Source organism: Bradyrhizobium sp. 76 (assembly GCF_023073025.1).
Classification (GTDB): Bacteria; Pseudomonadota; Alphaproteobacteria; order Rhizobiales; family Xanthobacteraceae; genus Bradyrhizobium.
Genome location: NZ_JADPIS010000090.1, coordinates 340,959 through 363,786, shown reverse-complemented (window position 1 = coordinate 363,786; position 22,828 = coordinate 340,959). Strand labels below are relative to the sequence as shown.

Sequence of the window (22,828 nt, the reverse complement as noted above, 5' to 3'; positions counted from 1 at the left end):
TCAGAACACTTGTTGTTCAAAACACTTGGCCGGCGTTCTTCGCGAGATGCTCGACGATGGGGCCGAGGGCGAGGGCCGGGAAGAAGGTGAGGCCGCCGATGATCAGGATCACGCCGACGACGAGGCCGACGAACAGCCCGCCCGTGGTCGGGAGGGTGCCCGCGGACGGCGGAATCGATTTCTTGGCGGCCAGCGAACCCGCGATCGCCATCGCCGGAATGATCATGAAGAAGCGGCCGACGAACATCGCGCTTGCGAGCGTGAGATTGTAGAAGAAGGTGTTGCCGGTGAGGCCCGCGAAGGCCGAGCCGTTGTTGCCGGTCGCCGAGGTGAAGGCATAGAGCACCTCGGTGAAGCCATGCGGCCCGGCATTCGCCATCGAGGCGACCGCCGCCGGATAGACCACGCCGACCGCGGTCCATCCCAGATACATCAGCGGCAGCACCAGGATCGCGAGCATCGCCATTTTCACTTCGCGCGCCTCGATCTTCTTGCCGACATACTCCGGCGTGCGGCCGACCATCAGGCCGGCCACGAAGATCGCGAGCACGACGAACAGCAGCATGCCATAGAGGCCGGCGCCGACGCCGCCGACGATGATTTCGCCGAGCTGCATATTGATCAGGGGAATCATGCCGCCGAGCGCCGTGAAGCTGTCATGCATGGCGTTGATCGCGCCGCAGGAGGCGGCCGTCGTGATCACGGCGAACAGGGAGGACGCGACGATGCCGAAGCGAACCTCCTTGCCTTCCATGTTGCCGCCGGTCAGGCCGAGCGCGTGCAGGGTCGAAGTACCGTTGGCCTCCGCCCAATAGGTGATGGCGACACCGGCGACGAACAGCACGCCCATCACGGACAGGATCGCCCAGCCCTGGCGCTGGCTGCCGACCATGCGGCCGAACACGTTGGTCAGCGCCGCACCCAGCACGAAGATCGATAGCATCTGAATGAAGTTGGACAGCGCGGTTGGATTTTCGAACGGATGCGCCGCATTGGCGTTGAAGAAGCCGCCGCCATTGGTGCCGAGCATCTTGATCGCGACCTGGGAGGCGACCGGGCCGACCGCAATGGTTTGCTTGGCACCCTCGAGCGTGGTGGCCTCGACATAGTCACCGAGCGTCTGCGGTATGCCTTGCGAGACCAGGAACAGCGTATAGACGATACAGATTGGCAACAGCACATAGAGCGTGCAGCGGGTGACGTCGACCCAGAAATTTCCGACGGTGCGTGCCGACGCACGCGAGAAGCCGCGGATCAGGGCGACCGCGAGTGCGATACCGGTCGCCGCCGACAGGAAGTTCTGGTGCGTCAAGCCGAGCATCTGCACGAGATAGGAGATCGTGCTCTCGCCGCCGTAGTTCTGCCAGTTGGTGTTGGTGATGAAGGAGATCGCCGTATTGAAGGAGAGATCCGCGGCGACCGCGCCTTGGCCGGCCGGATTGAACGGCAGGACGGCCTGCAACCGCATCATGCCGTAGATGATGAGGAAGCCGCCGACATGGAACAACAGCATGGCGACCGTATAGGTCAGCCAATGCTGCTCGCGCTTCTCGTCGACGCCGGAGAACCAGTAGATGCCGGCCTCGATGGGACGCAGCACCGGCGACAGGAAGGTCCGCTCGCCGTTGAACACGCGCGTCATGTACCAGCCGAGCGGTTTTGTGAGCGCGACGATAATGACGCAAAAGAGAATGATCTGGAGCCAACCGATTACAGTCATGACATCAACCCTTCAGGCTTCGTGAGCACGGTCAGAACCGCTCGGGCCGCAGCAGCGCGTAAGTGAGGTAGAACAGGAGGCCGAGCGAAACGACGCCGGCGAGCGAATAATCGAAGATCATGGTCCGCTCCCTCACAGCCGTTCGCAGGCATAGGTGTAGCCAATCGCAAGGGCGAAGAAGGCGAAGCCCAGCGCCAGCATCAGAATGTCCATCATGGAGATACTCCTCGTTGCGTCCTTGATTTGGACGCAACCGTTTCTCGGGAGACCCGGTCGGCGCGCGAAAGGAAATGCCAGTGCATTTCCACGGCGCCCACCGGAACTTTTGACCGGGCTGAAGTGCCACCGCGGGCATAGGTTTTCGAGACGAGGGCCATGGCGAAGTTATAGGAATCTCATAAAAGGCCGGGGCTGACGGCGTGGTCGGACAACGCTCGCGAGGCACTCACATCGTCGTACCGGCGAAGGCGGAGAATGGCGCGCCACCGCCCCCACCCGCACTTATGAAATCCCTATATCTCCCGCCCCGCCCCATCTCGTTTTCAAATGCCGTTTTGGCCATCTTGGAGAGGCCGGCCGACTGACCGACGCCAATTCCAGGAGGCCTGACATGACCGCCGCTCTCCGGCACTACGATCCGCCCTCACTCAGCGAACGCCTGCGCCACGCGCACACGATGACGCGACCGCTGATGCTCGAGATCATCGATCACGCCTGCCGGCACTTCCCTTCGCTCGGGCAGAGCGAGCGCACTGCGCGCGTCACGCGCCTGATCGAAGCAGAAGCCTGGGCCGATGCCGCGCTGGCACTGATGGAGCTGGAGCTGCCGCTGTGGCAAGTCCGCCGCATCGCCTACGACGAGGGTGAATGGCACTGCGCTCTCTCGCGCGAGCGCGAGTTGCCGGACTGGCTCGACCCCGCGGTCGAGGCGCGCCACGCCGATCTCGCGCTCGCGCTGCTGTCGGCTTTCATAGAGGTCGAGGCATTGGCCCTGGAAGTTTCGCGTCCGAGCGTTCCCACTATTCGTCCCGCGCGTGACCCGCTCTACGAGCCGGTCGGCTGCGAAAATTTCGGCTAGTGGGCGCGGTCCTGACGCTCGTCATCACACTCGTGGCGCGCGGGCTCGGAGCATAAACCGTCACGCCCATCGACCGCGAATTGACCATGGCTGCCTACCGGGCGAGCAACCGGCTCCGCAGCGCGGTCGCGACGCCCGGCTGAAGGCACGTCTCCCGCACCAAAAACACTCGGCCGATCTGGCGCAGTTTCCCGGAACCGTGTAGATCGGTTTCATGAGCACCAGCAACGTCAACGTCGTCGCCCATCCCCTGGTCCAGCACAAGCTCTCCCTGATGCGGGAGAAGGACCGCTCGACCAAGAGCTTTCGCGAGATCCTGAACGAGATCGGGATGCTGCTCGGCTACGAGGTGACGCGCGACCTGCCGCTGGAGCTTGTCGAGATCGAGACGCCGATTGCGCCGATGCGGGCGCCCAAGATCGCCGGCAAGAAGCTCACGCTGGCGCCGATCCTGCGCGCCGGCGTCGGCTTCCTCGACGGCATGCTGGCGCTGATGCCGTCGGCGCGCATCGCCCATATCGGGCTCTACCGCGATCCTGAGACATTGCAGGCCGTGGAATATTACTTCAAGGCGCCGCAGGACCTGTCGGACCGCACCGTGATCCTGATGGATCCCATGCTGGCGACCGGCAACTCGGCCTGCGCCGGCGCCTCGCTGCTGAAGGCGCGCGGCGCCCGCGACATCCGCTTCGTCTGCCTTCTGGCCGCGCCTGAAGGGATCGCGCAGTTCCAGAGCGAGCATCCGGACGTGCCGGTCTGGACCGCCGCGATCGACGAGCGGCTCAACGACCACGGCTACATCGTGCCGGGGCTGGGCGACGCCGGCGACCGGATGTTCGGCACCAAGTAGACAGGTTCGCGCTGTCGGGTTAGTCCGGTTGCCATGAGCGCCAATGTATTTTCGCTGCAATCGCTGATCCGGACCGAGACGACCGCCGATCCGGCCTTCGTGTTCGACGGCACGCCGGTCTCGCGCGCGGAATTCTCAGAAAAGATCGAGCAGACCGCCGCCTGGCTTGCCGCACGCGGTATCGGCATGGGCGACGTCGTCGCGGTCTGGCTGGTCAACCGGATCGAATGGATCACGCTGCTGTTCGCCGCCGCCCGGCTTGGGGCAATCGTCGCCGCCGTCAATACACGCTATCGCAGCGCGGACGTCGCGCATCTCCTGAAGCTGTCCGGGGCCAGGCTGATGGTGATCGAAGCCGCGTTTCGCTCGATCGACTTTGCCGCTATTCTCGCCGACGTCGCCAAGGACGAGGTGCCTACGCTGCGAGAGATCGCGGTGGTCGGCGCGGATGAGATTCCCGCCCAATGGCCATGCGTGCGCTTCGACGCCTTCGACGAGCCCTATCCGCCGGCCCCGCCGGCTCAGGATGATTTCGATCTGCCGGTTCTGCTCTACACGACATCAGGCACGACCAAAGGACCAAAACTCGTCGCGCATTCGCAGCGAACGCTGGCCACGCACGCCGCCTCGGTCGCCGAGGCGCTAAAACTCTCGCCCCAGCGCCATGCGCTGCTGGCCATGCTGCCGTTCTGCGGCACCTTCGGCATGACGAGCCTGCTCGGCTTCGTCGCAGCGGGCGCGACCGTCCATGCGCTCGACGCTTTCGAGGCCGCGCCGGCGCTGAAGATTCTCCGCGAGTGCGGGATCACGCATGCCTTTGGCTCGGACGAGATGTTCCGCCGCATCCTCGCCGTCACCGACGCGCCGCATCCGTTTCCGCATCTCGAACTCTGCGGCTTTGCCGCGTTCCAGCCCGGCTGGCGCGAGCTTGCCGCGGAGGCCGAGGCGCGCGGCATGCCGTTGCACGGCCTCTACGGTTCGAGCGAGGTGCAGGCGCTGTTCTCGATCGCACGCTCGAGTGATGGCTTCGCCGATCGCCTCGAGGGCGGCGGCTGGCCAATGTCCCCGGAGGCCAAGGTCCGTGTGCGCGACACCGAGACCGGCGAACTCGCGGCTCGCGGCGTCTCCGGTGAGATCGAGATCCGGGCGCCGTCACGCTTCCTCGGCTACTACAACAATCCCGACGCGACGCGCGACGCCATCACCGCGGACGGCTTCTTCCGCACCGGCGATATCGGCCGGCTGCGCGGCGACGGCTCCTTCGTCTACGAAACCCGCGCGGGCGACGCCATGCGGCTCGGCGGGTTTCTTGTCGCCCCCGGCGAGATCGAGGACGAGCTCAAATCGTGCGCCGGCGTGGCCGACGCCCAGGTCGTCGCGGTCGATCTGAAGGGAAACGCCCGCTGCGTTGCCTTCGTGATCCCCACCCAGGACCCCCAGCACGAACCGCCGCAGCAGGACGCGTTGATCACGCGCCTACGCGAGCGGCTCGCCGGCTACAAGGTCCCGGCGCGGATCTATGTCGTGGAGGCCTTCCCCGTCACCGACAGCGCGAACGGCGTCAAGATCCAGCGCGCCCGGCTTCGGGCCATGGCGATGGACCGGATCGCCGCAGAAAAAGCACGGCCACTGGGATAGCACGCGAATTCGTCTCGGCTAAAAGGTCGCGCATCAGCTAGTACGACTTCGCCAGCCCCAGCACCTTTTCCGCAATGAAGCTGAGCGCAAGCTGCGGGCTGACCGGCGCGATGCGCGGGATCAGAACTTCGCGCAAGTAACGCTCGACATGGAACTCCTTGGCATAGCCGAAGCCACCATGGGTCATCACCGCCTGCTCGCAGGCATGATATCCGGCCTCACCCGCAATGTATTTCGCGGCATTGGCGGCGCCGCCGCAAGGCATGCCCTTGTCGTATTGCCAGGCCGCCGACATCACCATCAACCAGGCCGCCTCGAGCTCAACCCAGTTTACGGCCAGCGGATGCTGAATGCCCTGGTTCTTGCCGATGGGTCGGTTGAACACCACGCGGGTCTTGGCGTATTCGGTCGCGCGCGACAACGCGAGCTTGCCGAGGCCGACGGCTTCCGCTGCGATCAGGATGCGCTCCGGGTTCATGCCTTCGAGGATATACTGGAAGCCTTTGCCTTCTTCGCCGATCCGATCTTCCATGGGGATCTCGAAATCCTCGAAGAACAGCTCGTTGGAATCGACGACCTTGCGGCCCATCTTCTCGATCTCGTGGACCTTGATCCTGTTGCGATCGAAGTCCGTATAGAACAGGCTCAGCCCATGCGTGGGCGAGCGCACATCCTCCAGCGGCGTGGTGCGAGCCAGCAGCAGGATCTTGTGCGCAACCTGCGCGGTCGAGATCCACACCTTCTGGCCGTTGACGATGTAGCGGTCGTTCTTGGCCACCGCGCGGGTCTTGAGCTGGGTGGTGTTGAGGCCGGTGTTGGGCTCGGTCACGGCAAAGCACGCCTTCTCGCGGCCCTCGACCATCGGCGGCAGCATGCGCTTGCGCTGTTCCTCGGTGCCGAACACGACGACGGGATTGAGACCGAACACGTTGATGTGCACCGCGGATGCGCCGGACATGCCGGCGCCGGATTCCGCGATGGCGCGCATCATGATCGCGGCTTCGGTGATGCCGAGCCCGGAACCGCCGTAGGCCTCCGGCACGCAGATGCCGAGCCAGCCGGCGTCGGCGAGCGCCTTGTGGAAGTCGTGCGGGAAGCCGCCGTCGTGGTCCTTCTTCAGCCAATAGGCATCGGGAAAGCCTTCGCAGATCTTCGCGATGGCGTCGCGAATAGCCTCCTGCTGATCGGTGAGCGCGAAATCCATGATGGTCTCCTTGCTGGGAGCCGCGCCCGCGCCATCTCCCCTCTTCGCGTTTCCCACGCGAAGGCCGCGGCCGATTGCTGTGCCCGGACGTGCCCTCGCTTGCGTTCTTTAGCTCGAAAAACCTGGTACAGATACGTGAATTTGCCTGCCAACTGTGTGTACCATGCATGGGATCATGCGGCGCGACGGTGTGAGCGCGCTGTTATTTCGCAGGGAGGAAGACCGCGATGGCCGGGCTTTATTTCGAGGAGTTTTCCGTGGGCCAGGAGTTCAGGCATCCCCTGACGCGGACCGTCACGGAGATGGACAACACCATGTTCAGCCTGCTGACGCTCAATCCGCAGCCGCTGCACATCGACGCGCATTTTTCGGCCCAGACCGAGTTCGGCCAGCGCATTTTCAACAGCCTTTACACGCTCGGCATCATGATCGGCATGACGGTCTATGATACGACCATGGGCACCACCGTTGCCAATCTCGGCATGACCGACGTCACCTTTCCGAAACCGGTCTTCCATGGCGACACCTTGCGGGCGACGACCAAGGTGCTTTCGTTGCGGGAATCCAAATCGCGCCCCAAAGCGGGCATCGTCGAGTTCGAGCACTACGCTCTCAACCAGAACGACGAGATCGTCGGCAAATGCCGCCGCATGGCGATGATGCACAAGAGGCCGGTCTGATGCGTTCGATGCTGTTCGTGCCGGGCGATTCCCCGCGCAAATTCGAGAAAGCGAGCGAAGGCAACGCCGACGCGCTGATCATCGATCTCGAAGATTCCGTCGTCACCGACAAGAAGCCGGAGGCGCGCGGGTTGACGCTGGCGATGCTCAACGGCCGCAACAAGCCCCATCAGCTCTATGTCCGCGTCAACGCGCTCGACACCGGCATGACGCTCGCTGACCTTGCCGCGGTGATTCCAGGCAAGCCCGACGGCATCGTGCTGCCAAAATCGCAGGGCGGCGACGACGTGCGGCAGGTCGCGACCTGGCTCGAAGCTTTGGAGGCTGCGGCTGGCATCGCCATCGGCTCGACACGCATCGTCTGCGTCGCGACCGAAACCGCAGGATCGATCTTCGGACTCGGCAGCTACAAGGGCTGCTCCCCTCGCCTCGCGGGCCTGATGTGGGGCGCGGAAGATCTCTCGGCCTCGCTCGGCGCTACTGAAAAGGCGTCAGGCGGCGTGTTCCACAGCCCTTATCGACTGGCGCGCGATCTGTGCCTGATGGCCGCCGCCGCGGCCGAGGTCGCGCCGATCGACACCGTCTATACCGACATCGACAATCTGGCGGGGCTCGAACAGGAAACGCGCGCGGCGCGGCGCGACGGTTTTTCGGCGAAAGCGCTGATTCATCCCAAGCACGTCGACGTGGTCAACGCGGCGTTCGAGCCGACCGAGGCCGAGCGCAATTGGGCGGAGAAGGTGATCGCGGCGTTCGCGAACAATCCGAACTCCGGCACGCTGCGCCTCGACGGCCAGATGATCGACAGGCCGCATCTTCGCGCCGCGAAGAAGATCCTCGGCCGGAGCTAGAGCAGGACGTCGCGCTGCGACAGATGGGATACAAGCCACTCTCAGCGTCGTCGTGGCCGGGCTTGTCCCGGGCATCCACGGGCTTCCACGCAACCGGCACCCAAAAACGTGGATGCCCGGGACAAGCCCGGGCATGACGAAGCGAAAACGTCCCGCCCCTCACTTCCGCAGGCGGGGAGAGGGGAACGCTAGACGATCTTGATCGACATGTCCGGCAAGCCGTCGAGCTTGCACAACAGCACATCGCCCTTCACGACCGGACCGACGTTCTCCGGCGTGCCGGAATAGATGATGTCGCCGGCCTTCAGTTCGAAGGCTTCCGACAGTTTTGCGATCTGCTCGGCCACGCTCCAGATCATCTTGCTGAGATCCGAGCTCTGCTTCACCGTCCCGTTGATCGCCAGCGAAATGGCGCCCTTGTCGAAATGGCCGGTCTTGCTGGCCGGGTGGATTGGGCCGATCACCGCGGCGTGGTCAAAGCTCTTGCCGATCTCCCACGGCTTCTTCTCCGCGGCCATCCCGTTCTGGAGATCGCGCCGGGTCATGTCGAGGCCGAGCGCGTAGCCATAGACATGGTCGAGCGCCTTCTCGGCCGGAATGTTGGAGCCGCCGGACTTCAGCGCGGCGACCAGCTCGACTTCGTGGTGATAGTTCTTGGTCAGCGACGGATAGGGATGATCGGCGACCTCGCCCACAGCGACGTTCTGGATTGCGTCGGTCGGCTTCTGGAAGAAGAACGGCGGCTCGCGGTTCGGGTCCGAGCCGCGCTCGATCGCGTGCGCCGCATAGTTGCGCCCGATGCAGTAGATGCGGCGGACCTGGAACACCTGGGTTTCGCCGACGATCGGAATGGTGACCATCGGCACCGGAAAGATCGGCTTCGGCACGGCCTGCGCAGCAGCCGGCGCAACTTCCGCGATTGACGCAGCACTTGCCGCCGCGGCAATTGCAAGCAGCTCTCGTCGCGTTGCTGATCTCTCTTTCATGTTTTGTGCTCCCTTTTTGTGTTCGTTGGGCGCATCATGCGCGCCGAGCCGCCTGATAATCAATATTCAGTATGCCAGCAATGCTGGACCGGCACGTCGTTTAATTGATGAGAACAGGCCGTCTGCGACCGAGCCTTCCCACCCCGGCTCCCATTCGCTCTAGCATGGAACTTGCATAAATTCTGGGCGACATGGATGCCGCATGAACCTCATCAGCCTCGATATCCGCATGCTCCGGTCGCTGATCTCCGTGGTCGAGACCGGCAGCATTACCGAGACCGCGCGGCGGCTGGGCCGCACCCAGCCGGCGATCACCCTGCAATTGCAGCGGCTGGAGGAGCTCACCGGGAAACAATTGTTCGAGCATGCCGGGCGCCGGCTGACGCTGAGCGAGGACGGCACCACGGTTCTCACCTACGCCAAGTCCATCCTGCGATTGCATGACGAATTGATTTCGCAATTGGCGTCACAGGAGATCGAGGGTCAGGTCGTACTCGGCACGCCGGACCTCTATGCCGCCTTCATGCTGCCGCAGATCCTCAGCGTGTTCCGAAAATCCTTCCCCCGCGTCCAGGTCGAGCTCAATTGCGCGCTCTCGACGCCGCTGGTGGGCCTGGTCAAGCGTGGCGATGTCGACATCGCGCTTGTCACCCGCATGAATGATTTTACGGGCGGCCAGGTGGTACGGCGCGAGCAACTGGTCTGGATGACCGGTGAGCAGTCTGCCGCGCACCAGGAACGGCCCATTCCGCTGGCGTTGCTGCCGCCCGGAAACATCTATCGCGACTACGCGATCGACACGCTGGAACGCGCGAATTTGCGCTGGCGCATCGCCTGCGTCAGCGAAAGCGTCGGCGGCCTTCAGGCGGCGGCCTTCGCCGGCATGGCCGTGACCGTACTCGGCCGCAGCGCCCTGGTGCCGGCGATGCGCGAGATCGGCCCGAACGAGGGCCTGCCGCCACTGCCGAAGATCGAGCTGCTGCTCTACAAGTCGAGCGGCGCAACCTCGAAGGCGGCGACCGCCTTGCACGACTATCTCGCGCACTATCTGCGCCTCGACGAAGAGCTCAGCGGCCGCGGCGACCCGATCGAGTTGTCCTGAGTTTCATACCTTCGCGCGCGCGGGACTTTCGCGGAGCGCCAGTGACGGCCAGAACGCCGCCCAGGGCTGCGCCGCCTCGAACGCGGCGGCGATGCGGAAGATCGTGGGCTCGTCGAGCCACGGAGCGACGATCTGCAAGCCGATCGGCATTCCGTCGCGATCGAAGCCGCAGGGCAGCGTCGCCGCAGGTAGGCCGGCGAGGTTGATCGGCCAAGTGAAGGGCGACCAGCCGAGATGCGGATCGACCTTGCCGCCGTCGATCATTTCGACGCCGATGCGGCCGGCCTCGAACGCGGTCACCGCGACGGTCGGCGTCACCAGCGCATCGACGCGCTCGAAAAGCTTCAGGAAGCCGCTGCGAGCCTGGCCGCGGCGATACCCCGCTTCGATATAGTCCGTGCCGCTATAGCGTCGGCCTGCACTGATGACGTCAAGATAATCTGCTTCGGAACTGGCGAGATCGGCCGTGGTCCTGGTCGCGACCGCGGCCGCCTGTTCGGTGAAGGCGATCGGCTTCAGCGTGTGTTCGAGGATCCCGGCATCGAGGCCGGGACCATCCATGGTGACCTGCGCGCCGCAGGCATCGAGAATGGCCAGCGCCTTGCCGAACGCCGAGCGCACATCGGGGCTGACGGCGGCGTAGCCGAGATCGACGCTGGCGCCGATACGAATGCCGTTCAACGGCGCGGCCTTCGTGTCGAACCGCCGCGCCGCCACCGGCAGGCTCGCGGGATCGCGCAGATCGTAGCCGGCGATGATCTCCAGCGTCAGCGCAGCATCCGCGACCGTGCGCGTGATCGGCCCGGTATGCGCGAGCGACCCCCAGGAGGGCGGCGAGAAGCCGGGCGAACGCGGCACCAGCCCAAACGTCGGCTTCAGGCCGAACACCCCGCAGAAGGACGAGGGCACCCGGATCGAGCCGACGCCATCGGTTCCGATCGCGACCGGACCGCAGCCGGCGGCAACGCCCGCCGCCGCGCCGCCGCTCGATCCGCCACTGGTGCGACCAGGGTTCCACGGATTGCGCGTGGTGCCGGTGACCGGGCTGTCCGCCGTCAACTTGTAGCCGGACTCGCAGGTCGTGGTTTTGCAGGTGACGATTGCACCCGCCTCCTTCAGCGCCGAGACAACCGCCGCGTCGACATCGGGCACGAATGCCTGGTTCATCGGCGAGCCGCCATAGGCCGGCACGCCCGCGACAAAGACCAGGTCCTTGATCGTCACAGGTATACCGGCGAGCGGTCCCTTGACCTCGCCAGCGCGCATCTCCCTGGTGAGACGATCGGCATCCGCCCTCGCCTGCTCGTACATCGGCGTCACCACCGCGTTGCAGGCCTCATTGGTGACCTCCAGCGCGGCAATGGTGTCGTCGACGACATCGCGCGGAGTGAACGCCTTGCGCCGGTAGCCGGCCAGGATCTCGGTTGCGGAAAGCGAGCCAAGGCCAGTCGGCGCCGGCGGGAAGGCCGTTCGGCCGGAACCATCAGTCATCATCAACCCTAAAGTGCTAGCTGAGCGCCGCGTCGACGGCGCGCTTGGCCATGACCGTGACGAGATGCGCACGGTAGTCGGCTTCGGCATGGATGTCGGAGGTGAGACCCTCGGTATCGATCCTGATTGCCGCGATCGCGGACGGATCGAAACTTCGAGACAGCGCTTCTTCCATCGGGGGAACGCGGAATACGCCGGAGCCCGCTCCGGTCACGGCCACGCGAACGCCATCGGCGAATTTCGCCACGAACACGCCGACCAGCGCATAGCGCGAGGCCGGCGCCTTGAACTTGGCGTAGCCTGCCTTGAGCGGCACCGGAAAGCGAATCGCCGTGATGATCTCGCCAGGTTCAAGCGCGGTCTCGAACAGGCCGCGGAAGAATCCGTCGGCCGCGATCTCGCGCGTGCTGGTGACGACGGTCGCGCCCAATCCGAGCACACCTGCGGGATAATCGGCCGCCGGATCGTTGTTCGCGACCGAGCCGCCGATAGTGCCGCGGATGCGGACGGCGGGATCGCCGATCATCGAGGCCAGCGCGGCGAGACCGGGGATCTTCGCCTGCACCAGCTTCGAGGCGGCCACGATGGCATGTGGCGTCATCGCACCGATGGTGATGGTGGCGCCGTCGTCGCTGATGCCCTTCAGATGTCCGAGCTTCGACAGATCGATCAAGGCTGGCGGACTGGCGAGCCGCTGCTTCAGCGTCGGGATCAGCGTCATGCCGCCGGCGACGAGCTTGCTGTCCTCGATCGAGGTCAGCAGTTTAGCAGCGTCGGGAATCCGGTCCGGTTGGTGATAGGCAAACGGCTTCATTGTCATCCTCCCTATTCCGCAGCGACCGGCAGCGATGCATTTTGCAGCAGGCGCCAGATCCGGTTCGGCGTCGCCGGCATGTCGACATGGGTGACGCCGAGATGCGACAGCGCATCGACCACCGCGTTGATGACCGCGGCCGGCGAACCGATGGTGCCGACCTCGCCGCAGCCCTTCACGCCCATCGGCGTATGCGTACACAGCGTCGAATGGGTCGCGATGTTCATCATCGGCATGTGGTCGGCGCGCGGCATGCAATAGTCCATCAGCGAGCCTGACAGCAGCTGGCCCGAGCCCTCGTCATAGACCGCATTCTCGTACAGCGCCTGGCCGACGCCTTGCACGATGCCGCCGTGCAACTGGCCCTCGACTATCATCGGGTTGATAACGGTGCCTACGTCGTCCACCGCGGTGTAATTGACCAGCGTCACCGTGCCGGTTTCCGGGTCGATCTCGACCTCGGCAATGTGGCAGCCGCCGGGATAGGTGAAGTTGACGGGATCATAATAAGCCTGCTCTTCCAGTCCCGGCTCCAGCACTTCGAGCGGATAGTCGTGCGGCACGTAGGCGGCGCCCGCGATCTCCTCGAACGTCTTCATGCGGTCGGTGCCTGCGACCGAGAATTTTCCGGCCTCGAACTGGATATCCACTTCGGCCGCCTCAAGCAGATGCGCCGCGATCTTCTTGCCCTTCGCGACCACCTTGTCCGTCGCTTTCGACAGCGCCGCGCCGCCGACCACCAGCGAACGCGAGCCATAGGTGCCCATGCCGAACTGCACGCGGTCGGTATCGCCGAACACGATGTCGACATTGTCAAACGCGACGCCGAGCTTTTCCGAGACGATCTGCGCGAACGTCGTCTCGTGGCCCTGGCCGTGATTGTGCGTGCCGATCATGACCGTGACCTGGCCGGTCGGATGCACGCGTACCGTAGCGCTCTCATAGAGCCCGCCGCGCGCGCCCAGCCGTCCTGCGAAGCGCGACGGCGCAAGGCCGCAGGCCTCGACATAGGTCGAGTAGCCGAGCCCGCGGAATTTGCCCCTGCGCGCCGACTCCGCCTTGCGGATACCGAAGTTCTTGACGTCGGCCGCGACAAGGGCGCCGTCGAGACATCCCATCGGATCGCCGGAATCGTATTGCACCAGCACCGGCGTCTGATACGGGTAAGCCTCCTTCGGGATCATGTTGCGTCGGCGGATCTCGACCCGGTCGATCCCCATCTCGCTGGCTGCGACGTCGACGATTCGCTCCAGCACGAAGGTCGCCTCGGGACGGCCGGCGCCACGATAGGCGTCGACCGGAACCGTGTTGGTGAACACTACCTTCACGTTGCAGTAGATTGCCGGCGTGGTGTAGACGCCGCCGAGCAGCGGTCCGTAGAGATTGGTCGGGATGTTCGGCCCGAAAGTCGAGAGATAGCCGCCCATATTGGCGAGCGTGTTGACGCGGAAGGCCAGAAACTTTCCGGTCTCGTCCAGTGCGAGTTCGGCCTCGGTGACGTGATCGCGGCCGTGGCGATCGGAGACGTAGCCTTCGGAGCGGCTCGCGACCCATTTGATCGGCCGCATCACGCGCTTGGCGGCCCAGGTGATCACGGCCTCCTCGCCGTAGTGGAACTGCTTGACGCCAAAGCCGCCGCCGACATCGGGCGCGACCACGCGCAGCTTGTGCTGCGGAATGTTCAGCACCAGCGCGCCCATCAGGAAGCGCACGACATGCGGGAATTGGCTGGTGGTCCACAGCGTGAAGCGATCGGTGCCGGGCTCATATTCGGCGATCGCCGCGCGCGGCTCCATCGGGTTGCCGATCAGCCTGTTGTTGACGAGGCTGAGCTTTGCGATGTGCGCCGCTTTCCGGAACGCGGTCTCGACCGCCGCCTTGTCGCCGAGCTCCCAGTCGCAACAGATGTTGTTCGGCACGTCGTCGAACAGTTGCGGCGCGCCGGGTCGCACGGCTTCGAGCACGCCGACCACTGAGGGCAGCACCTCGTAATCGACCGTCAGCAACTCGGCTGCAGCGCTAGCCTGCGCCTGCGTCTCCGCGGTGACGAAGGCCACCATGTCGCCGACGAAGCGCACCTTGCCCTGCGCCAGCATCGGGAACGGCGGCTCCTTCATCGGCACGCCCTTGGCATCCGTGATACCCCAGCCGCAGGGCAGCGAGCCTAACTTGTCCGCGGCGGCATCCTCGCCGGTCAGGACCGCGATGACGCCGGGCGATGCCAGGGCCGCACTCTTGTCGATGCCGCGCAGGATCGCGTGTCCATGCGGCGAGCGCACGAACACACCGGCCGTCATGCCGGGACGCTTGATGTCGGAGACGTAATTGCCGCGGCCGGTGAGGAAGCGCTGGTCCTCTTTCCGTTTAGGTGAGGCGCCGATCCCGATCACATTGCCCATGGTTACTCTCCCCTGGCGGCGTTCATGGCGGCAGCGCCTGCCATGACCGAGACGACGATGTTCTGATAACCGGTGCAGCGGCAGATATTGCCTTCAAGGCCGTGGCGGACGTCGGCTTCCGTGAGGTCCGGCTTCTCGGTCGCGAGCGCCACCGCCGTCATCAGCATGCCGGGCGTGCAAAAGCCGCATTGCAGACCGTGATGCTCACGAAACGCTTCCTGCATCGGATGCATCTGGTTCGAACCGGGGGCGCCGTGAAGCCCCTCGATGGTGAGCAGCGTCGTACCGTCGAGCGCAGCAGCCAGCAGCGTGCAGCTCTTCACCGGCAGACCATCGAGGTGCACGACACAGGCGCCGCATTGGCTGGTGTCGCAGCCGATATGGGTGCCGGTGAGGTTGAGCCGCTCGCGCAGCAGCTCGGCGACCAGCGTCGCCGGCTCAACATCGATGGTGGTCGGCCGTCCGTTGAGTGTGAAGGATATCTGCACGATCATACTCCTGTGCGCGACGGGTCTTTAGGAAAGTGGAAGCGCGCTGCCGGTGGCCCATGTGGCCATCACGACGTCGCCGACGGTGAACGGATCCGCGAAGAAGGTCTTTTCTGGCACATAGGCGACGAACGCGTCGTCCGGCACGGTGTCCAGCATGACCTTGACGAAATAGCCCTGGTATTCGATCGCGAGCACGCGACTCGGCAGCGACGTAGCGCAGCCCGGCGGCAGCTCCCTGCCCGGCCGGACCAGCGCGACATCGTCGCGGCGCACGGCGATATCGATCTTGTCACCGACGCTAACCGTAGACCGCGCTTGAAGTGGGACCTCGATGCCATCAGGCGCGGCCTGCACGAGCGTAAAGGTCGAACCGTTGACCTTCTCGACCCGCCCCGACAGCACGTTCTGCCCGCCCATGAACTCGGCGACGTAGCGATCGTGCGGATGGGCATAGACGTCGCGGGCCGCGCCCGCCTGCTTGATCTTGCCCTGCTCCATCACCACCACCAAATCGGCGAGCGCGATCGCCTCGAGCTGGGTGTGGGTGACGTGGATGAAGGTGATGCCGAGCTCCTGCTGCATTCGCCTGAGCTCCTGGCGCATCTGCACGCGGAGCTGCTCGTCGAGGGCGGAGAGCGGTTCATCGAGCAAAAGTACCCTCGGCTCGGTGATCGCGGCGCGCGCCAGCGCCACACGCTGTTGCTGGCCGCCGGAGAGCTGCGCCGGCAGGCGATCGGCGAACTGCGTCAGCCGCACTTTCTCGATCATGGCATCCGCAGCGCGCAGACGATCGGCCTTCGACATGCCGCGTACGCGCAAGGCGAACGCGATATTGTCGCGCACGGTCAGGTGCGGGAACAGCGCGTAGGACTGAAACATCATCGCGGTGCGTCGCTGCACCGGCGCGAGCCCGACGACGTTCTGGCCGCCGATGACGATCTCGCCGGCGGTCGGGTCCTCGTGGCCGGCGATCATGCGCAGAATCGTGGTCTTTCCGCAGCCGGACGGACCGATGAAGCAGCAATAGGCGCCATCGGCGATCTTGAGGTTGACGCCGTCGACCACATTGCTGACGCCGTCAAAGCTCTTGCAGACGCCCGCCAGTTCGATATCGCCGCGATCGCTCTTCATTTCCCAGCTCAACCCTTTGTGCTGCTGCCGCGTTTCTTCTGGATCAGCACGATGCTGCCCAGGCTCGCGCCGATGACGATGAAGGACACGATCGTCGTCACCGTGCCGAGCGCGTAAAGCGAGGGCGACGTGACGTTCAAGGTCATGCTCCAGATCTCCAGCGGCAGCGTGTTCAGTGACCCCGCGGTCTGGAGGCTGCGCGCGAACTCGTCGTAGGAGAGCGTGAAGCCGAACAGCGCGACCGCGACCAGGCCGGGCGCCAGCACCGGGATCATCACCAGCCGGATCGACTGCCAGCGGCTGGCGCCGAGGTCGTAGGCCGCCTCCTCCCAGACCTGGTTGAAGCGCGACATCACCGCGAACATCACGAGCACGCCGAACGGCAGCGTCCAGGACAGTTGCGCGCCGAGCGCCGAGGTGTACCAGCTCGCATTGAGCCCGAGCGCCTGGAACAACAGACCGGTGCCGAGGCCGAGCACGAGACCTGGTGCGACCAGGCTGCCGATCATCATGTAGAACACGACGGTGTCGCCGCGAAAGCGCTTGCGAAAGCCGAGCCCGGCGAGGAACGAGACCACCACCGTGATGACAGTGACAATGACGGCGAGCTTGATCGAGCGATCGAACGAGCCCTTGACGTCGCCGGTTCGCACCTGGGTGAAGAGATCGACGAACCAGTGCAGCGAAGTGCCCTTCATCGGGAACACGAGGCCGCCACGGATATCCTGGAACGACAGGACGTAGATACAGAACATCGGGCCGTACAGCGCGATCACATAGAACGCGAACAGTGTCGCCAGAACATAAAACGTCCACGGCCGGCCGCCCTTGCTCGGTGCAATCGCCTTGGTCGTCGCAGGCGCGACCGTCTTTGACATGTCGATTTTGGGCATGTCGGCGAGAACCGCGCTCATCGCGTGATCTCCTGCCTGATGTCGACGGTGCGCAGGATCAGCGAGACGATGGCGACCAGCACCAGCGTCAGCAGCACCGCGCTTGCGGCTGCGGTCGGATATTGCAATACACCGACGTCCTCGTAGAACGCGCTGACCACCGAGGCCGAGCCGCCGCCGGACATCACCTTGACCACGAAGAAATCGCCCATCACGATCGAGACGACGAAGATGGTGCCGAGGGCGATGCCGCTCTTGGACATCGGCACCATGATCAGGCGCATGATGTCGAAACGGCTGGCGCCTGCATCGATCGCGGCCTCGATCAGCTTCTTGTCGATCCGTGCCATGGAATTGAAGATCGGCACGATCATGAAGATGGTGAGCTGGTGGACATAGGCGATGACCACCGCGAGGTCCGAGAACAGCAGCACTTCCAGCGGCTGGCGGATCAGACCGAGCCCCAGCAGCGCCTGGTTGATCAGGCCTTCCTTGCCGAGCAGCGGAATCCAGGAAATCATCCGGATGATGTTCGAGGTCCAGAACGGCACCGTGCAGAGCAGGAACAGGCCAATCGCCAGCAGCTGATTGCGGACGTGGAAGACCAGGAAGTATGCGACGAAGAAGCCAATGATTAGCGTGAAGACCCAGGTCAGCACCGTGAACTTGATCGTCGCCAGGTACAGCTTCAGCGTCAGCGCCGAATGCAGTACCTCGACATAGCTTGCGAGCGTGAAGCCCGGCGTCAGCCCGCCGAAGCCGTCGGTGGCGAAAAAGCTCGCGGCCAGCACGACCAGGATCGGCGCCACGAAGAACGGCACGAGCACCAGCACGAGCGGCGACACGTAGAGCCAGCCGGCGAGATTTGCGCGTGGTGGGGTTTGGGCTGGACTAAGAGCTGGACTAAGGCTTGGCTGCATGTCGGCAAACGCCTCGAACTCGGTCATTTGGCACCGGCGCATTGCCGCGCCGGCGCTTCATTCACGTCAGGTGAAGCAGGTTTCAGGCCACCTTGAAGTCGTTCCAGCGCTTGTTCATGTAGGCGGCTTCGTCCATCAGCGTGTTCCAGCAGGAGATGTTCTTGACGCGGTCGAGGAACGAGCCGCCGTCACGCTTGGTGCCGCTCTTCTCCATCGGCACGCCATAGGGGTCGTTGACCACCTCGGGCGCGGGCTGGCCCTCGTACCAGAACGCCCATTCGGCCGGCGTGAGGAATTTCTTCGCAGTCGAGGGGACCGGGCTGTAATAGCCGTAGCGCGCGACGAAGCCGCCCTGCCAACCCGACAGATACCAGTTGAGATATTCGTAGGCCGCGTCCAGCTTCTTGCCGGAGAGATGCTTCATCAGGCCCATGCCGTTGCACCAGCCGCGATAGCCTTCCTTGCCGTTCTTGATGTTGACCGGCGCGTAGACGCACGGGATTTCCTTCACGCGCACCGCGGCAACGGCCGGCGACCACATCGACTGGATGACCACTTCGCCCGCCGCCATCAGCTGCACTGACTGGTCGAAGGTGGTCCAGGTCGCGCGGAACTGGCCCTGCTTCTTGAGCTCGATCAGCTTGTTGCAGGTGAAGTCGATCTCCTCCTTGGTCATGTTGCCCTTGTTGCCGTACTTGATCAGCCCGGCGCTTTCGAAGCAGAGCGCGGCGTCCATGATGCCGATCGCGGGCACGTCGAGGATCGCGGCCTTGCCCTTGAACTTGGGATCGATCAGATCCTTCCATTCCGTAACTTCATGGCCGACGAGGTCAGGGCGATAGCCGATGGAGTCGGCATTGTAGACCTGCGGCAGGAAGGTCGCCCATTCGGTCACGCCGTCGTTCAGATCGGTCGAATCGGGCTTGGCGATGTACATGGCCTCGTAGGGCGAGATGCCCTGGCGCGGGATCTTGTGACCGTCGATCTCGCCCTTGGTGAAGATCGGCAAGATGTTGTCGAACTCCTTGACCTTCTTGACCTCGATGCCCTGGATCACGCCGCGCTTGGCAGCGAGCTTGGCCTGCCACCCCTCGAGATCGGCGATGTCGACCGTATTAGGCTGGCTTATGAAGCGGTTGATGGCGGCGGAGGTGTCGAGGTTCTGCATCGTCACCTTGAAGCCGAGATCCTTGGCCGCCTGGTCGCCGATCGCCTTCACCACCGAATAGGACACGCCGACATGGCGCAGCTCGATGTCCTTGATCTCCTGCGCCCAGATCGTCGGGAATCCGCGGATCGCGTCCGATCCTGCGGCCGCGCCGGCCACCGCCGCAGCGCCCTTCAACAGCGTGCGCCGGCTCAGCTTTTTCGCAGGCTTGTCGCTCGTCCCCGCCGGATTGGCAGTGGATGTCCCCTTGTCCCTGTCAAGCATGGCAACCCTCGTTGGCTACGATGAACGCTGCGCACCGGTCGCCATTGACCGGCTGCGGATGTGATCAATTGCGAGGGAGGCTATGGGCGGGATGTCGTGAAGTAAAATTGGAAGTAAAAATTCGCCGCATAAACGCGGCTAATGGTTCGCCCCGCTGCATCGGCTTTTGGCAGCGCGCATAAGAAGACGTCAGGACGTGCACACAAAAACGATAGCTTCGAACGTGCGGGCCCGCTGGCGCGGCAGACGTGATGAAGGCGATCCTCAGGACCTGAGCTGGTCCCGCGCCGTCTCTGGTGCCATCAGCGTCGCGATGATGGTGACGATCGACAGTGCAATGATGTAGACCGACACGGCCCAATAAGAACCGGCCCATGCCAGCAGTGCCGTCGCAATCAGCGGCGAGAAGCCGCCGCTCAGCGCAGCCGCAACGTTGGCTCCCAGCGATGCGCCGCTGTAGCGCACCTGGGTGCGGAACAGCTCCGGCATGAAGGCCGCCTTCGGCCCGAACAGCAACGCATGCGTCAGGGTCATCGTGACGACGAGCGCGAGCGTGATCAGCGCCGGGTCCCTGGTGTCGAGGAACCAGAACAATGGAAACGCCAGCGCAACCGAGAACACGCCGCCGGCGAGATACAGCGCTTTGCGGCCGACGATGTCGGACAGCCAGCCGGCGAGGGGCAGCGTCGCGAGCTCGACGAGCGCGGCATAGACGACCGCATTGAGGATCACCTGCCGCGGCAGGCCGAGCTGCGTCGTGGCATAGACCACGGTGAAAACAGTGAGGAGATAAGCGAGTCCGACTTCGGACACCGTGATGCCGATCGCGAGCAGGAAGCTGCGCCAGTCGCGGCGCAGGACTTCCAGCGCCGGCTGCGCCAGCACCTCCTTGCGCTCGAGCACCTCCTTGAAGTGCGGCGTCTCCGCGAGTTTCAGCCGCACGATGAAGCCGACGCCGACGAGCAGGATGCTGATCAGGAACGGCACGCGCCAGCCCCAGCTCAGGAAGTCCGCCTCGGGCAGCTGCGTCATCAGACCAAAAATGCCGGTGGACGCGGCGACGCCGACGGGGAAGCCGATCTGCACCAGGCTGCCGTAAAAGCCGCGGCGGTTGCCGGCGTGCTCGGCCACCATGACCACGGCGCCGCTCCACTCGCCACCGAGCCCGATGCCCTGGACGAAGCGCAAAATGACGAGAAAGATCGGCGCCCAGACGCCGATCTGACTGTAGGTCGGCAGGCAGCCGATCAGGAACGTGCCCAGTCCCATCGCGATCATGGTCGCGACCAGCATCTTCTTGCGGCCGAGCCGGTCGCCATAATGCCCGATGATCGCACCGCCGATCGGCCGCGCAACGAAGCCGACGGCATAGGTCGAGAACGCCGCCAGTGTGCCGACGAAGGGATCGAAGCTTGGGAAGAACAGCTTGTTCAGCACCAGCGCCGCCGCCGTGCCGTAGATCAGGAAGTCATACCACTCGATCGCGGTGCCGAGCGCGCTCGCCCACACCACATGCGCCGTCGTCGATTTCTCCGCCGCACTGGAGACCCCCGATGCTGCCGTCATCGCCATGCCCCAAGATTCCTGGGCGCCATCATGGCCAATCGCGATGGCGGTTGCAACTTGTCCGGGCATAGTCGTCGACGAGGATCACAGTGGGTGACAATTGCGCACGACTGCTTCAGCACCGTCATTGCGAGGAGCCCTTGCGACGAACCAGCATCCCGCAGCGGAAAGAACCTGGATTGCTTCGCTTCGCTCCCAATGACGTTGTTGAACAGTCGCGTGCGTCGCTCCGCAACCGCTTCGCGGCCTTCACCGAACCTGCATCCCCTTTATTCGCCATTGACAAACTTATTCACCATTATCTAACTTGCTGTCACAATAACCCAGCCGCGCCAAGCGGCCCATAAACGAGAGGGAACGACGATGAGAGGGCTTTTGGCCTGCGCCATGCTCGCGGCCATGACTTCGGCTGCCATGACCACCGTTGCGAACGCGCAAATCTCCGACGACGCCGTGCGGATCGGCGTGCTGACGGATCTGTCGAGCTGGGGCCGCGACAACAGCGGGCCGGGCTCCGTCGAGGCTGCGAAAATGGCGGTGGAGGAATTCGGGCCCACCGTGCTCGGCAAGCCGATCGAGATCATCAGCGCCGACCACCAGATGAAGACCGACGTCGGCGTGCAGATCGTGCGCGGCTGGTTCGACAACGGCAAGGTCGATGCCGTCGTCGACATCCCCAACTCCGGCATCGCGATCGCCGTCCACAACATGGTGCGCGAGCGCAACAAGATTGCGCTGCTCTCCGGCCCCGGCGCGAGTTCGTTGACCGACGAGCTTTGCAGCCCGAACACCGTGCACTTCACCTACGATACCTACGCGCTGTCGAAGGTGACGGCATCCGCCGTAATCAAGGAAGGCGGAAAGTCCTGGTACTTCATCACCGCCGACTACGCCTTCGGCCAGCAGCTCGAGAAGGACGCCACGCGCTTCATCAACGAGATGGGCGGGAAGGTCTTGGGTGGCGTGAAGCACCCGACCAACACGGCCGATTTCTCCTCCTTTGCACTCCAGGCGCAAAGCTCCAAATCGGACGTTGTCGCCTTCGCCAATGCGGGCCAGGACACCGACAATGCGATCAAGCAGTCCGGCGAGTTCGGCCTGGTCCAGGGCGGCCAGAAGCTGGTCGGCCTCCTGATGTTCGACACCGACGTGCACGCGATCGGGCTCAAATCAGCGCAGGGCACCTACATGACCACGGCGTCCTATTGGAACATGGACGAGGCAACCCGCGCCTGGTCGCGGAAATTCTACGAGCGCACCAAGGTGATGCCGACCATGATCCAGACCGGGGTCTACGGTTCGGTGCTGCATTATCTCAAGGCCATCAAGGCCGCCGGCACCGATGATCCCGCCAAGGCGATGGCCAAGATGCGCGAGCTGCCAATCGAGGATACATTCGTTCATGGCGGACGCTTGCGCGAGGACGGCCGCGTCATTCGCGACATGTATCTCGCCAAGGTGAAAACACCCGAGCAGTCCAAGGAACCCTGGGATTATTTGGAGATCATCAAGACGGTGAAGGGCGAGGACGCCTTCCGCCCGGTCTCCGAATCCAAATGTCCGCTGCTCAAGAAGTGAGGCC

At 64.2% G+C, this 22,828-nt stretch carries 20 protein-coding genes; 7 read left to right on the top strand and 13 right to left on the bottom strand.

Annotated features, from left to right (window positions below; genetic code table 11):
• Positions 1–16 precede the first annotated feature (16 nt).
• Positions 17–1,720: a potassium-transporting ATPase subunit KdpA gene (kdpA, locus tag IVB48_RS18350; protein WP_247401386.1), complete on the bottom strand. Its 1,704-nt coding sequence runs from the start codon at positions 1,718–1,720 to the stop codon at positions 17–19.
• A 31-nt stretch (positions 1,721–1,751) separates the two neighbouring features.
• A complete protein-coding gene (locus IVB48_RS18345; RefSeq protein WP_007595755.1) occupies positions 1,752–1,841 on the bottom strand; it encodes a K(+)-transporting ATPase subunit F in 90 nt (29 codons plus the stop codon).
• A gap of 489 nt (positions 1,842–2,330) precedes the next feature.
• Between IVB48_RS18345 and IVB48_RS18340 the strand changes: the two genes are divergently transcribed.
• The 3 genes from IVB48_RS18340 to IVB48_RS18330 all read left to right on the top strand — a co-directional run bounded on the left by IVB48_RS18340 (position 2,331) and on the right by IVB48_RS18330 (position 5,286).
• Positions 2,331–2,798: a hypothetical protein gene (locus IVB48_RS18340; RefSeq protein WP_247401385.1), complete on the top strand. Its 468-nt coding sequence runs from the start codon at positions 2,331–2,333 to the stop codon at positions 2,796–2,798.
• A gap of 214 nt (positions 2,799–3,012) precedes the next feature.
• The gene (gene upp / locus IVB48_RS18335; RefSeq protein ID WP_027570546.1) at positions 3,013–3,648 is read left to right on the top strand and encodes a uracil phosphoribosyltransferase; all 636 of its coding nucleotides are present in this window, start codon (positions 3,013–3,015) and stop codon (positions 3,646–3,648) included.
• A 33-nt stretch (positions 3,649–3,681) separates the two neighbouring features.
• Complete coding sequence (locus tag IVB48_RS18330; RefSeq protein ID WP_247401382.1) at positions 3,682–5,286, top strand: AMP-binding protein; 1,605 nt, start codon at positions 3,682–3,684, stop codon at positions 5,284–5,286.
• Positions 5,287–5,323: 37 nt separating this feature from the next.
• On the opposite strand, the gene IVB48_RS18325 is transcribed toward IVB48_RS18330, so the two are convergent.
• The gene (locus IVB48_RS18325; RefSeq protein ID WP_247358431.1) at positions 5,324–6,490 is read right to left on the bottom strand and encodes an acyl-CoA dehydrogenase family protein; all 1,167 of its coding nucleotides are present in this window, start codon (positions 6,488–6,490) and stop codon (positions 5,324–5,326) included.
• A 227-nt stretch (positions 6,491–6,717) separates the two neighbouring features.
• Between IVB48_RS18325 and IVB48_RS18320 the strand changes: the two genes are divergently transcribed.
• Together IVB48_RS18320 and IVB48_RS18315 are read left to right on the top strand one after the other, a co-directional pair.
• Positions 6,718–7,170: a MaoC family dehydratase gene (locus tag IVB48_RS18320; RefSeq protein ID WP_247401379.1), complete on the top strand. Its 453-nt coding sequence runs from the start codon at positions 6,718–6,720 to the stop codon at positions 7,168–7,170.
• Positions 7,170–8,021: a CoA ester lyase gene (locus IVB48_RS18315; protein WP_247401376.1), complete on the top strand. Its 852-nt coding sequence runs from the start codon at positions 7,170–7,172 to the stop codon at positions 8,019–8,021. Before IVB48_RS18320 ends, IVB48_RS18315 begins: the two co-directional genes overlap by 1 nt.
• Positions 8,022–8,209: 188 nt before the next feature.
• Here IVB48_RS18315 and IVB48_RS18310 read toward each other — a convergent pair whose 3' ends face one another.
• Positions 8,210–9,007: a fumarylacetoacetate hydrolase family protein gene (locus tag IVB48_RS18310; RefSeq protein WP_247358427.1), complete on the bottom strand. Its 798-nt coding sequence runs from the start codon at positions 9,005–9,007 to the stop codon at positions 8,210–8,212.
• Positions 9,008–9,209: 202 nt separating this feature from the next.
• Here IVB48_RS18310 and IVB48_RS18305 point away from each other — a divergent pair, with 202 nt between their 5' ends.
• The gene (locus IVB48_RS18305) at positions 9,210–10,109 is read left to right on the top strand and encodes a LysR substrate-binding domain-containing protein (protein WP_027519799.1); all 900 of its coding nucleotides are present in this window, start codon (positions 9,210–9,212) and stop codon (positions 10,107–10,109) included.
• Positions 10,110–10,112: 3 nt separating this feature from the next.
• Here IVB48_RS18305 and IVB48_RS18300 read toward each other — a convergent pair whose 3' ends face one another.
• The 9 genes from IVB48_RS18300 to IVB48_RS18260 form a co-directional block, all read right to left on the bottom strand.
• Positions 10,113–11,600 carry an amidase family protein gene (locus IVB48_RS18300; protein ID WP_247401373.1) on the bottom strand — a complete coding sequence of 496 codons (1,488 nt, stop codon included), beginning with the start codon at positions 11,598–11,600 and terminating at the stop codon, positions 10,113–10,115.
• 16 nt (positions 11,601–11,616) lie between these two features.
• On the bottom strand, positions 11,617–12,414 hold the full coding sequence (locus tag IVB48_RS18295; RefSeq protein WP_027570539.1) for a xanthine dehydrogenase family protein subunit M: 798 nt from the start codon (positions 12,412–12,414) through the stop codon (positions 11,617–11,619).
• Positions 12,415–12,425: 11 nt separating this feature from the next.
• A complete protein-coding gene (locus tag IVB48_RS18290) occupies positions 12,426–14,813 on the bottom strand; it encodes a xanthine dehydrogenase family protein molybdopterin-binding subunit (RefSeq protein ID WP_247401371.1) in 2,388 nt (795 codons plus the stop codon).
• 2 nt (positions 14,814–14,815) lie between these two features.
• Positions 14,816–15,307 carry a (2Fe-2S)-binding protein gene (locus tag IVB48_RS18285; protein WP_247287812.1) on the bottom strand — a complete coding sequence of 164 codons (492 nt, stop codon included), beginning with the start codon at positions 15,305–15,307 and terminating at the stop codon, positions 14,816–14,818.
• 21 nt (positions 15,308–15,328) lie between these two features.
• On the bottom strand, positions 15,329–16,435 hold the full coding sequence (locus IVB48_RS18280; RefSeq protein ID WP_247401369.1) for an ABC transporter ATP-binding protein: 1,107 nt from the start codon (positions 16,433–16,435) through the stop codon (positions 15,329–15,331).
• Between the two features lie 8 nt (positions 16,436–16,443).
• Positions 16,444–17,349, bottom strand: coding sequence for an ABC transporter permease (locus tag IVB48_RS18275; RefSeq protein WP_247401368.1), 906 nt, complete (start codon positions 17,347–17,349; stop codon positions 16,444–16,446).
• Entirely contained in the window at positions 17,346–18,275 is a 930-nt protein-coding gene (locus tag IVB48_RS18270; RefSeq protein ID WP_247401366.1) for an ABC transporter permease, read from the bottom strand. The genes IVB48_RS18275 and IVB48_RS18270 overlap by 4 nt, the downstream gene beginning before the upstream one ends.
• Positions 18,276–18,330: 55 nt before the next feature.
• On the bottom strand, positions 18,331–19,680 hold the full coding sequence (locus tag IVB48_RS18265) for an extracellular solute-binding protein (RefSeq protein WP_247358416.1): 1,350 nt from the start codon (positions 19,678–19,680) through the stop codon (positions 18,331–18,333).
• Between the two features lie 264 nt (positions 19,681–19,944).
• A complete protein-coding gene (locus tag IVB48_RS18260) occupies positions 19,945–21,246 on the bottom strand; it encodes an MFS transporter (protein WP_247403008.1) in 1,302 nt (433 codons plus the stop codon).
• 363 nt (positions 21,247–21,609) lie between these two features.
• Between IVB48_RS18260 and IVB48_RS18255 the strand changes: the two genes are divergently transcribed.
• Positions 21,610–22,824 carry an ABC transporter substrate-binding protein gene (locus IVB48_RS18255; protein ID WP_247287804.1) on the top strand — a complete coding sequence of 405 codons (1,215 nt, stop codon included), beginning with the start codon at positions 21,610–21,612 and terminating at the stop codon, positions 22,822–22,824.
• Positions 22,825–22,828: the final 4 nt, after the last annotated feature.

Bases quoted from the DNA above. Each gene is read 5' to 3' on its own strand.
- kdpA (WP_247401386.1), bottom strand. From the start codon at position 1,720: ATGACTGTAATCGGTTGGCTCCAGATCATTCTCTTTTGCGTCATTATC.
- IVB48_RS18345 (WP_007595755.1), bottom strand. From the start codon at position 1,841: ATGATCTTCGATTATTCGCTCGCCGGCGTCGTTTCGCTCGGCCTCCTG.
- IVB48_RS18340 (WP_247401385.1), top strand. From the start codon at position 2,331: ATGACCGCCGCTCTCCGGCACTACGATCCGCCCTCACTCAGCGAACGC.
- upp (WP_027570546.1), top strand. From the start codon at position 3,013: ATGAGCACCAGCAACGTCAACGTCGTCGCCCATCCCCTGGTCCAGCAC.
- IVB48_RS18330 (WP_247401382.1), top strand. From the start codon at position 3,682: ATGAGCGCCAATGTATTTTCGCTGCAATCGCTGATCCGGACCGAGACG.
- IVB48_RS18325 (WP_247358431.1), bottom strand. From the start codon at position 6,490: ATGGATTTCGCGCTCACCGATCAGCAGGAGGCTATTCGCGACGCCATC.
- IVB48_RS18320 (WP_247401379.1), top strand. From the start codon at position 6,718: ATGGCCGGGCTTTATTTCGAGGAGTTTTCCGTGGGCCAGGAGTTCAGG.
- IVB48_RS18315 (WP_247401376.1), top strand. From the start codon at position 7,170: ATGCGTTCGATGCTGTTCGTGCCGGGCGATTCCCCGCGCAAATTCGAG.
- IVB48_RS18310 (WP_247358427.1), bottom strand. From the start codon at position 9,007: ATGAAAGAGAGATCAGCAACGCGACGAGAGCTGCTTGCAATTGCCGCG.
- IVB48_RS18305 (WP_027519799.1), top strand. From the start codon at position 9,210: ATGAACCTCATCAGCCTCGATATCCGCATGCTCCGGTCGCTGATCTCC.
- IVB48_RS18300 (WP_247401373.1), bottom strand. From the start codon at position 11,600: ATGACTGATGGTTCCGGCCGAACGGCCTTCCCGCCGGCGCCGACTGGC.
- IVB48_RS18295 (WP_027570539.1), bottom strand. From the start codon at position 12,414: ATGAAGCCGTTTGCCTATCACCAACCGGACCGGATTCCCGACGCTGCT.
- IVB48_RS18290 (WP_247401371.1), bottom strand. From the start codon at position 14,813: ATGGGCAATGTGATCGGGATCGGCGCCTCACCTAAACGGAAAGAGGAC.
- IVB48_RS18285 (WP_247287812.1), bottom strand. From the start codon at position 15,307: ATGATCGTGCAGATATCCTTCACACTCAACGGACGGCCGACCACCATC.
- IVB48_RS18280 (WP_247401369.1), bottom strand. From the start codon at position 16,435: ATGAAGAGCGATCGCGGCGATATCGAACTGGCGGGCGTCTGCAAGAGC.
- IVB48_RS18275 (WP_247401368.1), bottom strand. From the start codon at position 17,349: ATGAGCGCGGTTCTCGCCGACATGCCCAAAATCGACATGTCAAAGACG.
- IVB48_RS18270 (WP_247401366.1), bottom strand. From the start codon at position 18,275: ATGACCGAGTTCGAGGCGTTTGCCGACATGCAGCCAAGCCTTAGTCCA.
- IVB48_RS18265 (WP_247358416.1), bottom strand. From the start codon at position 19,680: ATGCTTGACAGGGACAAGGGGACATCCACTGCCAATCCGGCGGGGACG.
- IVB48_RS18260 (WP_247403008.1), bottom strand. From the start codon at position 21,246: ATGACGGCAGCATCGGGGGTCTCCAGTGCGGCGGAGAAATCGACGACG.
- IVB48_RS18255 (WP_247287804.1), top strand. From the start codon at position 21,610: ATGAGAGGGCTTTTGGCCTGCGCCATGCTCGCGGCCATGACTTCGGCT.